The organism is Verrucosispora sp. WMMC514, assembly GCF_027497295.1.
GTDB lineage: Bacteria > Actinomycetota > Actinomycetes > Mycobacteriales > Micromonosporaceae > Micromonospora > Micromonospora palythoicola.
Map to the genome: position 1 here is coordinate 124366 of NZ_CP114906.1, position 12321 is coordinate 136686.

At 72.8% G+C, this 12321-nt stretch carries 7 protein-coding genes; 3 read left to right on the forward strand and 4 right to left on the reverse strand.

Annotation, left to right across the window (positions count from 1 at the left end):
• Window positions 1-33: 33 nt before the first annotated feature.
• Entirely contained in the window at window positions 34-759 is a 726-nt protein-coding gene (locus O7597_RS00535; RefSeq protein ID WP_281581733.1) for a DUF3159 domain-containing protein, read from the forward strand.
• Between the two features lie 279 nt (window positions 760-1038).
• Here O7597_RS00535 and O7597_RS00540 read toward each other — a convergent pair whose 3' ends face one another.
• Window positions 1039-3939 carry a glycoside hydrolase family 48 protein gene (locus O7597_RS00540; RefSeq protein WP_281581734.1) on the reverse strand — a complete coding sequence of 967 codons (2901 nt, stop codon included), beginning with the start codon at window positions 3937-3939 and terminating at the stop codon, window positions 1039-1041.
• Window positions 3940-4905: 966 nt separating this feature from the next.
• Here O7597_RS00540 and O7597_RS00545 point away from each other — a divergent pair.
• Entirely contained in the window at window positions 4906-6399 is a 1494-nt protein-coding gene (locus tag O7597_RS00545) for a GH1 family beta-glucosidase (RefSeq protein WP_269742385.1), read from the forward strand.
• Window positions 6400-6459: 60 nt separating this feature from the next.
• A complete protein-coding gene (locus O7597_RS00550) occupies window positions 6460-7695 on the forward strand; it encodes an MFS transporter (protein ID WP_269742386.1) in 1236 nt (411 codons plus the stop codon).
• A 26-nt stretch (window positions 7696-7721) separates the two neighbouring features.
• Here the strand turns inward: O7597_RS00550 and O7597_RS00555 are convergent, their stop codons facing one another.
• From O7597_RS00555 to O7597_RS00565, 3 genes are all read right to left on the reverse strand, one after another.
• Window positions 7722-8135, reverse strand: coding sequence for a roadblock/LC7 domain-containing protein (locus O7597_RS00555; RefSeq protein ID WP_155218583.1), 414 nt, complete (start codon window positions 8133-8135; stop codon window positions 7722-7724).
• 5 nt (window positions 8136-8140) lie between these two features.
• On the reverse strand, window positions 8141-10663 hold the full coding sequence (locus O7597_RS00560) for a nitrate- and nitrite sensing domain-containing protein (RefSeq protein WP_269742387.1): 2523 nt from the start codon (window positions 10661-10663) through the stop codon (window positions 8141-8143).
• A gap of 124 nt (window positions 10664-10787) precedes the next feature.
• The gene (locus O7597_RS00565; protein ID WP_281581735.1) at window positions 10788-12170 is read right to left on the reverse strand and encodes an FGGY family carbohydrate kinase; all 1383 of its coding nucleotides are present in this window, start codon (window positions 12168-12170) and stop codon (window positions 10788-10790) included.
• Window positions 12171-12321 lie beyond the last annotated feature (151 nt).

Here is a 12321-nt window from a genome sequence, read left to right on the forward strand (position 1 = left end):
GGCGATAGGTTGGCCGCGGGTGAAGGAGGGCACGTGACCGGTACCTCGGAGCGGGACGCCACCACGGTCGGGCGGGGCGAGTCACTGGCCGATCTGCTCGGTGGGCGTCGAGGAGCCGTCGACGCCACCGTGCCGCCGGTCGCGTTCGCGGTGGGCTGGCTGGTGGCCGGTCGGTCGGTCCTGGTCGGGGTGGTGGCGGCCCTGGTCGCCGGGGCGGTGGTGGCCGGCTGGCGGTTGCGCCGTGGTGACCGGCCCCGGTCGGTGCTGGTCGGGCTGCTGGCGGTCTGTGTGGCCGCGCTGGTGGCGGTGCGCACCGGTCGGGCCGAGGACTTCTTCCTCGTGCAGGTGCTGGCCAATGCCGCCAGCGCGCTGGCCTGGGCGGTCAGCATCATCGTCCGGTGGCCGCTGCTGGGGGTCGTCGTCGGCACCACGCTGGGCCAGCGCGGACGCTGGCGAGGTGACCCGGCGCTGCTGCGGGCGTACGGGCGGGCCAGTTGGGTGTGGACGGGAACCTACCTGCTGCGGGTGGCGGTCTTCGTGCCGCTGTATCTCGGCGGTCACGTGCTCGCCCTGACCGCCGCCCGGGTGGGGCTGACCTGGCCGCTGGTCGCGGCGGCGTTGGCGGTGAGTTGGGCCGTGCTGCGCCGGTCGCTGCCGGCCGGTCATCCGGGGCTGCGGCACCCGGTGCCGCCGCCGACCGGCCCGGCCGCGAGCCGGCCGGACACCGGCGAGCCCGACGCGCCGGGGCTGGGACAATAAGGGAGAGGCCGCCACGGGGGGAGCGGCCTCTCCGGTGATGTACGTTACTCCGTCCCGGGCCGGGTTGTGATCCCGGGGCGGTCACTTTTTTTCGCTATGTGCGCGCCGTGCCCGGCGGCTCGTCGGTGGTGGGGTGGGCCGACCGCTCCGCTGCGTCGGCCAGAGGGCCGACCCACCCCGGCCTGACCGTGGGTGTCAGGCCGTCAACCGGACCTGCCTCTACCCCCGAGGCCCGGCCGGCGCCTCCGGGTGGGTCAGTGCCCACCCGGAGGAGTTCGTTCAGCCGTTGGGGAACAACTTCCCGTAGTCGGCGTAGGCCATGGCGACGTCCGCCTGGGCCCAGAAGCGGTGGTAACGGAACTCGGGCTCCGGCCCACCGTCGAGGTACGCCTGCACCTTCGGCCACGCCGGGTCGTCCTTGTAGAACGACCGGATGTCGACGAAGCTCTTGCCCGGCGCGATGACGTCACCGTTGGGCATCTCACCGGTCCAGCCCGGCGGGATGTACAGGCCCTGCCCGGTCGAGGCGTCGTAGACGTCGTCGAAGCGCCGGTAGTCGCCACGCTTCTCCACCGTCGAGACACCCTGGGCGTCGCTGTGCGAGTGCAGCGCGTCCAGCAGCCCCTTGGCGGTTTCCTTCGCCTCGGTGTTGCCCGACTTGGCCGCGTACGCGATCAGGGTGCGGGCGTAGGCGGCGGCGACGCCGACGTCCTGGCCCCGGTTGATCACCTCGACGTGCAGGTTGTTGTTCGGCTGCGGGTTGGTCGGGTTCCAGTTGGTGGGCTGGCCGGTCCATTCCATGTCCGACGGGATGGACCAGTCCTCACCCAGCGTGGTGTGCTCGATCGCCCACGGCACCCACTTGTCCAGCAGCGCCTTGGCCTGGGCGTTGCCGCTGACCAGGTACAGCTCGGCGATGCGCTGCATCGACCAGGCCTGCATGCCGAACCACTGGTTCGACGGCGGGTCGTTGTAGACCGGGTCCTCGTCGTAGAACATGCCGTAGAAGGTGGCCGTGCCGGCCGGCGGCTGGCCGTAGTGCCCGCCCCAGCTGTTGGTCGCGCCACCGGCGATGCCGCCCTCGGCCGACTGGAGCCAGGTGTAGAGCTCCAGTTGCCGGTTGAGGCTGTTGGTCCAGTCCGCCGCCGCGGTCGGCGAGCGCGGCTTGAGCTCGTCGACGTTGGTCAGCGCCCAGGCCGCGAACGGGTTCTGGTAGCCGAAGTGGCTGTGGCTGGAGCCGATCCGCCAGGACCAGTTCTGGCTGGTCTCGTACGCGCCGCCCCAGGCGTAGTACCAGGAGAGCAGGTAGTGGGCGGAGGTGCGGCCGGAGCCGGCCGGGCAGGCGCTGGCCCCGACGCAGTTGCCGACCCGCTTGAAGTACTTGTCGAACAGGGCGTACCGCAGGTAGTCACCCATCTTGGCGGCCTTGGCCACGGTGGCCGCGACGTCGGCTGCCTTGTTCTGCTCCTTGGCCCAGGTCAGCGCCCAGTACGCGGCCTGCACGGCGCGCGCGTCGGCGTCCGGGGCGTTGGTGTACTTCCACTGCTTGGCGGGGGCCTGCGACTCCTTGATGAACAGGTCCAGGTAGCCGTACTGGCCACCGTGGGCGAAGGTGTCGCAGGACGGCTGCGGCACGGTCTCCCACACCGACTCCTGGGTGCCCCGCTGGAAGGTGTTGATGTACGCGGGGCGGGTGGTGCCGTCGCCGCAGCGGCCGTAGCCGTAGACGTTGTCGACGTCCAGCAGCCAGTGCATGCCGTAGACGGAGCCGGTGTTGTAGGTCGACCGCAGTTCCGCGCGCAGCGGGTCCTGGCCGACCGGCACGTTCGAGTCCAGCTGCGACGGGTACTGGCTGGGCAGGTCGTGCTCGGCGGCGTAGGTGGCGTCACCGGCGGAGCCGGCGGTCGGCTGGTCGGCGTCGGACGGGATGATGTAGCGCTCCATCACCGTCCAGGCGTTGTTGAACGGCGTCCAGTTCTGGGTCACCCGACCGTAGTAGGCCTCCAGCCACAGCCAGAAGCTGAACGCCTCGGAGGTGGTCTCGTGGCCGTGGTCCGGCGCCTCGACGATGAGCGTCTCGATGGAGTGGTACGGCACGCCCTCCGGGCTGAAGTAGCCCGCGTTCTTGATCTTGTTGTACTGGGTGAGGAAGCGCTGCACGTACTCGTCGTCCCCGCCGGGCACGTCGTTGTCGATCTCGGTCACGGTCACCGTGGCCGGCGTGTGGCCGGTGGCCGAGGCGGTGACGGTGGCGGTGCCACCGACGGTGTCTTCGTCCTCCGCGGCCCGGACGGTCACGGTGACGCCGGTGTTCCAGTTCGACGTGGTCAGCGTCGCCGAGGTCGGCGTGACGGTGACGTCCGCGTCACCGGTCCGCGCCAGGCTCACCGCGACGTTCGCGGTGGGCGCCCGGCTCAGCTTGAGGTTGAACGTCGAGCTGCCGCCCTCGGGGACGGTCACCGCGGTCGGCGTGGCGACCAGGGCCGGCGAGGTGGAGGCGGCGACGGTGAACGACCGCTCGGCGATCGCGGACAGGCCGCTGTTGTCGTACGCCCGGGCCTGCACCGTGTAGTCACCGGCCGGCAGGCTCTCCAGGGTGTACGCGTACGGCGCGCTGGTGTCGGTGTTGACCAGCAGGCCGTTGCGGTAGAACTCGACCCGGGCGACGGTGCCGTCCGGGTCGCTCGCGGTGGCGGTCAGCGGCACGGTGGCCGGGGCGGTGAACGGGCCGGCGGGCACCGACAGGCTGACCGTCGGGGGTTGCTGCGCCGTACCGCCACAGGTGACCCCGTTGACCGAGAACGAGGTCGGCTTCGCGTTGGTGCCGGAGTACGAGCCGTTGAAGCCGATGCTGGTGCTGCCGCCGGCCGGGATGTTGCCGTTCCAGGACTCGTTGACGGCGGTGACCTCGTTGCCGCTCTGGCTCCACCGGGCCGACCAGCCCTGGGTGACCCGCTGGTTGCCGGGGAAGGCGAACTTCAGGGTCCAGCCGTTGATCGCGTCACCGGTGTTCCGGATGGTGACGTTGGCGGTGAAGCCGTTGCTCCAGTCGTTCGTCGTATAAACCACGTCGCAGGCCGGTGCGGCCTGTGCGGCGGCGGCGGGAACCGTCGCCCCACCGATCGCCAGCGCCGCGGCGGCGAGCCACGCCAGGCGCCGACGTCTAGCCAGGTTTCTCATCTGCGCGGTGTCTCCTCGGACCAGGCCGGTGGCGATGGCGCCCCGGCGGTGACACCTCGGGAACGACAGGTCCGCCGAGGTGCCAGTGGATGGTGGTCGCTGCGGCCCGGGTGGGGCCGGCGCGGCGGGGCACCGTACGGGACGGCAGCTGCTCCCGCTGCTGGCAGGACGCCGTACCGGACGAGCCGGAAGCCCTCGGCGACCCGCGCTCACGCGTACCTTGGCTCCGCGCGGTCGATCGACAGTGTGCCATGGAAGCGCTCCCAACACCAGCGAGAGAGCTTCCGGAAACACCGACTTGTTTCGATCTCGTTTTGGGGCTTTCACAAAGCCGTGACGGGCGTTACAGTCGCAGCAACGTCGATGGGAGCGCTTCCATCGACAGAGTTCCACCCGGAATATCGCCCGGGGTCGTGCCCACGGCTCCGGGGAACAGACCACAGGCCGACGGCGGGCCAGCCCGGACACCGCCGTCAGCCGTCACCCCACCACAGTGGAGGGAGGTGGATCCTCAGCCACTCGCGTGGCCCGGCTCCCGCGCGACACGCACAACTGGGACGCCAATCCGAACGTGCGTGTACCGCAACACGGTGGGGACGGGGGTTGCCCTCCCCCGTCCCCACACTAAACCCCCGTTCACGATGGGAAAAGAGGCCGACGGGTCAGACGCGCACCACCCGCGCGCCCCGCACGGCAGTCGACCCGCCCGCCGACCGCCATCCGCGACGCCCCGCCGACCGCCCGGGCGCGCACCACCGGTCCGCCCGCGGCACTCGGCGCAACCCGGTCCCGCCGCACCAGCTACCCGACCGGCACCGCGCCCTTCCCCACCCACGTCATCCCGCCACCGAAGCCGTCCGCCCCACCCCCTCGTGACGACTCGGCCCAGCGGGGACCGCCTACCCTCTACCCTTCTTGGGAGCGCTCCCGGGCGTAGGCGGTCGTCCCCATCCACGAGGAGAACCCATGTCGATACTCACCAGGCGGCACCTGCTGCGCCGCGCGGCGCTCTCGGCCACCGCCGCCACCCCGGTCAGCGCCGTGCTCGGCGCCACCGCCGCAGCCACCACCGCCACCGGTCTCGCCGGCTGCCAGACCGGCGACCCGGCCGACGACACGGCCACCGCGTCGTCCCCGGCCACCCGGCGTTCCTTCCCGCCCGACTTCGGCTGGGGTGCCGCGACCTCCGCGTACCAGATCGAGGGCGCCGCCAAGGAGGACGGGCGCGGCGAATCGATCTGGGACACGTTCAGCCGCACCCCCGGGCGTACCCGCAACGGTGACACCGGCGACGTGGCCGCCGACCACTACCACCGATATGCCGAAGACCTCGATCTGATGCGCGACCTGGGGCTGCGCAGCTACCGGTTCTCCATCTCCTGGCCGCGCATCCAGCCCGACGGAACCGGCGCCGCCAACCAACGCGGCCTCGACTTCTACCGTCGCCTCGTCGATGGCCTGCACGAACGCGGGATCGCCCCGATGGCCACGCTGTTCCACTGGGATCTGCCGCAGGGTCTGCAGGACACCGGCGGCTGGGAGAACCGCGACGTCGCCCAACGCTTCGCCGACTACGCCGCGATCGTCTTCGACGCCCTCGGCGACCGGGTACCGGTCTGGCTGACCATCAACGAGCCGAAGACCGTGGTGCAGAACGGCTACCTCTTCGGCCATCACGCCCCCGGTCGGCAGGACCCCGACGCGGCGTACCTGGTCGCGCACCACCTCCAGCTCGCCCACGGCCTCGCCGTCCGTGCCCTGCGCGCCACCGGGGGGAAGAGCCGCATCGGCCCCGCCTTCAACCTGCACCCCTGCTATCCCGCCGACGACTCGGCCGCCGCCGCGGAGGCCACCCGCCTCTTCGACGGCTACGAGAACCGCCTGTACCTCGACTCCGCGTTGACCGGCAGCTACCCGGCCGACGTGCTGGCCGACCTCGGACCCGACAGCCGGATGGTCCGCGGCATCCGCGACGGCGATCTGGACATCATCTCCACCCCGATCGACCTGCTCGCCGTGCAGTACTACACCCCGATCTACGTCACCGCGTCCGGCGGCACGACGCGCCGCTGGCCCACCTCGGAGGCGGAGTGGCAGCAGATCTACCCGGACGGGATGTACGACATCCTGACCCGGGTCACCCGCGACTACGGGCCGATCCCGCTCACCGTCACCGAGAACGGCCTGCCCACCGCCGACGAACTCGGTGCCGACGGCACCGTCGAGGACGACGGCCGCGTCACGTTCCTCCGCGACCACCTGACCGCCGCCCACCGGGCCGTCGCCGAGGGCGTGCCGCTGGAGAGCTTCCACGTCTGGTCCCTGCTCGACAACTTCGAGTGGGCCGAGGGCTACGAGCAGCGTTGGGGACTGATCTACGTCGACTACCCCACCCAGCGGCGGGTGTTCAAGCGCAGCGCCCACTGGTACCGCCAGGTCATCGCGGACAACGCGGTCTGACCCGCCCGCCTCGGCGGCGGCCCGGCTCCGGGCCGCCGCCGAGGCACGTACGATCCCCGCATGCGTGATCGAAGCGGGTTGGGCCGGCCGTTCTGGACCTTCTGGAGCGCGGCCGCGCTGGCCAACCTCGGCGACGGCATCCGGGTCGCCGCTTTCCCGCTGCTGGCCGCCGCCCTCACCGACGACCCGCTGGCCGTCGGTGCCGTCGCCGCGGCCCAGTTCCTGCCGTGGCTCGTCTCCGGTCTGCTCGCCGGCGCGCTCGCCGACCGCCGAGGGGCCCGCACGCTGCTGGCCGCCGCCGACACCGGCCGCGTCGTCGTGCTGGCCGCGCTGGCCACCACGGTCGCCCTGGGCTGGGCCACCATCGCCCACGTCGTCGCCGCCGCGTTCCTGCTCGGCGTCGGCGAGACCATCCGGGACACCGCCGCCCAGACCGCCGTGCCCAGACTCGTGCCCGACGCGCAGCTGGAGAAGGCCAACGGACGCCTGGTCGCCGGGGAGATCGTCGGCAACGAGTTCGTCGGTCCACCGGTGGGCGCCCTGCTGTTCGTGCTGGGTGCCGCCATCCCGTTCGCCGTCAACGGGGCCGCCCTGGCGCTGGCGGTGATGCTCGTCCTCTCGCTGCCGCTGACCCTGGCGCACCGCGCCACCCCAGACCCCGCCGACGCCCCGCCGGCCACCGACGGTGACGGCGTCCTGGCCGGCCTGCGCTGGCTCCTCCGCCAGCCGATGATGCGTACCCTGGTGCTCGTCACCGCCGCCGTGGCGGCCGCGGACACCGCCTGGTTCGCGATCTTCGTACTCTACGCCCGCGACGCTCTCGGCCTCGGCGCGTTCGGGTTCGGTCTGCTGCTGGCCACCGGCGCGGCCGGTGGCCTGCTCGGCTCGTTCGCCGCCGACCGGGTCCTCGCCCGCTTCCACCACCGGTCCGTGCTGACCTGGTCGATGGCCGTCACCGCCGGCGTGCCGGTCCTGTTGGCCGTCGTCGGGCACCGCGCCGTCGCGGTGGTCGTGGTGGTCACCACCAGCGCCGCGTTCGCCGTGCTCAACGTCGCCGCGCTGTCGGTACGCCAACGGCTGGTGCCGGGCGGGCTGCTCGGGCGGGTCATCGCCGCCTCCCGCCTGGTCACCTACAGCTGCACCGCGCTGGGCGCGCTGGCCGGTGGTGCGCTGGCCGCCCGGGCCGGCATCGAGGCACCGTTCCTGTTCAGCGGCGTCGTCGCCGTGGCCGCGACCGTCGCCTGGTGGCTCGCTTCCCGCCCCACCACTCCCGGTGCCGGGCTCGGCCTACGGTAACGGCCGGCAGCCGCCGCCCCGCCGGCTCAGCGGGGCAGCGCCTGCTGCAGTTCGGCGCGCAGGGCCGGGGTCAGCATCTCGCCGGCCTGCTTGGCCAGCCGGGCCATCTCGTAGCCCACCACGCCGATGTCCGCGTCCGCCGCCGCCAGGGTGGCCAGGATCGAGCCGTCGCGTACCTGCATGACCAGGAAGTAGCCCCGCCCCATCTCCACCACGGTCTGCTTGACCACGTCCCCGTCGAACATCTGGGCGGCGCCGGCGGTGATGCTCATCAGCCCCGAGGTGACCGCGGCGAGCTTGTCGGCGTGGTCCCGTGGCAGGTGGTCGGATATCGCGACCAGCAGCCCGTCGGAGGAGACCACCACCGCGTGCGCCACGCCGGGCACCCGCTCCGCGAACGCGCTGACCAGCCAGCTCAGGTCGCGAGCCTCCTGCGACAACGTCATCACTTCCGTCCTCCTTCGCTCCACGCCCCGAGCGGTGGCACGGGTATCTCGGTGGTCTCCTCGGCCTCGGCCCGCCGCACACCGCTGTACAGCCTGGACAACATCCCGCCGACGGCTTCCGGGTCCGGATCGTCGCGGGTCGGCTGCCGCTGCTCCGGGCGGGCCGGCTGGGTCACCGCACTGAGCTGCGCCATCGGCACCCGCATCGGCAGGCCGCGCTCGTTCGTCCCGGCGGTCACCGGCACGGCCGGCGGTGCCGGTGCGCCGGCACCGGCCGCGGGGACCGCCGACGTCGGTCCCTCCCGCGACCACCAGCCGCCACCGCCGCTCGGCGGCACCGCCGCCGGGGCGAGTACGTCCTCCGCGCGTACCGGCACCGGATGGGCCTGGCGGGGCACCGTGGTCGGACGGCGTCCGGCCACCGGCAGATCCGCCGGCCCCGGGTCGGCCGGGGCGACCGCGGCCGGGCGAGGTGTCGCGACCGGCAGCCCGCGCGGCGACGGCACCGGGTCCAGGCTCGGCGGTGGCGCCGCCGCGAGCAGCGGACGCGGCAGCCGTACCCGGGCCACCAGCCCACCGGCACCGCCGTGCAGCCGCACCTCGATGCCGTGCCGGGCGGCGAGGTGACTGACCACGAACAGACCCATCCGCTCGACCGTGGCCACGTCCGCCGCCGGCGGGGCGGCCAGCACCGCGTTCGCCTCGGCCAGCGCCGTCGCGCTCATCCCGAGGCCCTGGTCGGCGATCTCGATCACCGCACCGGGTCCCTCCACCCGGGCCATCACCTGCACGATGGTGTCCGGCCGGGAGAAGGCGGTGGCGTTCTCCAACAGCTCGGCCAGCAGGTGCACCAGCTCACCGACGGCGTGCCCGACCACGTGCAGGTCCGCCACCGCCTCGTGTCGCACCCGCTGGTACTGCTCGATCTCGGCGCTGGCCGCCAGCAGTACCGCGCTCAGCCCGATCGGCCGGTTCCACCGGCGGGTCGACTCGGTGCCGGCCAGCACGAGCAGGCTCTCGTCGTTACGGCGCATGCGGGCGGCCAGGTGATCGAGCTTGAACAGGTTCTCCAGCTGCTCGGGGTCGCCCTCCTCGCGCTCCAGGTCGTCGAGCAGCTCCAGCTGCCGCTCCACCAGCACCTGACTGCGCCGGGCGAGGTTGACGAACATCGCGTTGACGTTACGGCGCATGTTCGCCTGCTCGACGGCCACCCCGACGGCGCTGCGGTGCACCGCGACGAACGCCTCGGCCAGCTCACCGATCTCGTCGAGGGACCGCACGACCGCCGGCGAGACGTCGATCGGCGGTACGCCACCGGAGACCGACCGCAACCGGGCCAGCGCCTCGGGCAGCTCGATCTGCGCGATCCGCAACGCCTGGGAGCGCAGCAGCCGGATCGACCGGGCCAACGACCGACCGATCAGCACCGAGATCAGCACCGCCACCAGCAGGACCGTGATGATCACGCCGACGACCAGCAGCGTCTCCCGCAGCTGGGTGTCGCTCGCGTCGTCGGCCTGCCGCGCCGAGGCCGCCAGCACGCTCGCCTCGAAGCGCTGCAACAGCTCGTGGCGGGCCTCGCTGGCCGTCCACCACTGCTCCGCGTCCAGCACCGCCGACCCCGACACGCCCTGCGCCAGCGCCTGTTCCTCCATCCGGGAGGCGGCGACGAAGGCCGGATCCAGACTCATCTCGTCGTAGCGGTTCACCTGTGCGGTCGTCGCCGCGATCCGGAACGCGCCGAGCGCGGTCAGCTGGCGCGCCCGCAGGTCGGGCAGCTGGGCCGCGTCCTCGGAGTCGTAGCTGCCGGCCCGGGCCGCCGAGTACAGCTCCGCCCGGACCCGCGAGGAGAGTTCCTTCGCCCGGGCGAACTGCACGTAGCGCAGCACCGCGTCGGCCAGCTCCGGCCGGTCGGCGCCCGGCGTCGGCTGGGCGAGCAGATTCAGCAACGCGTCGATCGCGCGGTGGTAGTTACCGATGATGGTGTCGTCGGTGAGCAACACCGTGGTCATCGTGTTCCGGATGTAGTCGACCTGCTGGTACGCCTGGGAGGCCACCACGTAGACGTCCCGCCACGAGGCGTCCGCCTCGGCCAACGGCTCGGCCGCCGCGCGCAGCTCCGCCGCCGCCTGGTCGGCGGCGTCACGGTAGGGCTGCAACACGGCCAGCCGCTCCTCACCGGCCTCCTCGTCGGCGGCGTCACGCAGGGCGGGCAGTTCGCCGGCCGTGCGGTCACGCTCCAGCTGCAACCGATGGGTCAGCGCGGTGATCTCGCGCCCGATGCCGACCTGCGCGGCGAAGTCACCCAGGACGCTGGCCCGGCCGACCAGGCTCTGGGTCTGCACGCCGGCCAGCACCAGGAAGGCGACCGACGGGATGACCAGCACCGTGGCCAGCTTGGTGCGCATCCGCCAGTCCTGCAGGCGCAGGGCAGAGCGACGTCGGTGGGGTACCACCCGGACGTCGAACCGACGCCGGCGGTGCTGCGACACCCCGGGCGCCTGCTCCGGTCCTACACCCACCCGCTCCTCCTCCCCCACGCGTCCGCCGCGGTCCGGGGAGCGCGGTCCATCCAACCAGGCCCGAGAGCAGTGTCAACGCCCTGCCCTTATGAAGGGTTAAGGAAGGGTACTGCCGGTCGCCACCCTATGCCGAGGTCGCCGAGTCTTGATCATCCGTCCGGCCGATGTCGGCCACCACCACGGCATCGGCGATCCGGCCGGTGGCCACCAGCGCCGCGCCGGTGGCCCCGATCTCCGGGTGCCGCGCGAACCGGACCGGCCGGGGAGCCAGCACCGCGGCGAACGCCTCCCGCCACCACGTCGAGGCGGCTATCGCGCCGCCACCGAGGACCACCTCCACCGGCCCGCCCACCGTGGACTCCAGCACCACCAGATCCTCGACGACCTGCTCGCACACCCCGTACATGAGCCCGGCCAGCATCTCCACCGCGGTGGTGCCGAAGCCCAGTCCGCGCAGCTCGCCCAGCCCGGCCGGGCGGATGCCCGGCGGACGGTCGCCGCCGAACCGCACGTTGGCCGGCCGGCCGCCGTCGGGCGGCAGCAGCGCCAGCGCCTCCTCCAGCGCCCGGCCGGTCGGCAGCCGTAGCTCCCGGTCCGCCCAGGCGAACAGGTTCCCACCCGAGGAGTACGCGACCCCGGTCACCACATGGTCGTGGTCGACGCGGTAGCGCCACAGCCGGTGCGGCAGCACGGTCGACCCGGCGGACGTCGGCATCCGCTGCAACAACCGGACCGCGGAGGACGTACCCACGGTCACCGCCGCCCGGGTGGGATCCACACAACCGGAGCCGACGTTCGAGGCGGCACCGTCACCGAGCGGTGGCGCCCAGCGGGCCCGGGCCAGTGCCGGCCACCGCCGGCCGTACTCCGCGCGCAGCCCGCCGTGCCAGTCGCGGGGGGCCAGTTCGGGCAGATCGGCGCCGTCGCTGCCGGCCAGGGCGCGTGCCTCGGGGTCCCAGTCCAGGGTGTGCAGGTCCAGCAGGCCGGTGCCGGACGCCTGTGACATCGACATCGGCGCCTCGGCGAGCAGCTGGCCGAGCACGTACTCGACCAGGCCGGTGAAGCGGGCGATCCGCGCCCCGGTGCGGGCGCGCAGCCAGGGCAGCCGCACCGACCAGTAGCAGCGGTGCCACCAGGTGCCGGTGCGCTGGTGGAAGGCGTCCGGGTCGGCCGGACCGACCGCCGTCGCCGGCGGCTCGGGCCGGGTGTCCAGCCAGGTCAGCACCGGCCCGAGCGGCTCGTCGCCGGCGCTCAGCGGCACCACCGAGTGCCACTGGCCGCTGACCGCCACCAACTGGACTCCGTCCAGCCAGCCCTGCCCGTGCAATTCGTCCAGGCACTCGATCAGGCAGGCCAGGTAGGCACGGGCGTCGAGGGTGCCGGCACCCTCGTCGTCGACGGTGACCACCATCCGGCGACGGGCCAGCGCCCCCGGCAGCGGTTGCGCGTCGTCCAGCACGAGCCCACGCACCGAGGAGGTGCCCAGGTCCAGCGCGAGAATCTTCATCGCGGGTCAAGGTACCCGGTGATCCCCACGGCACAACGCTGGCGCGCACCGGGTCCGCCGATCGGCTTCCACGACGGCCGTCCGACGCGTAGGGTGTTCGCATGCTCGCGCGACTGACCTGCTGGTGGCCCGCCGACCCGGCGGCCCTCCC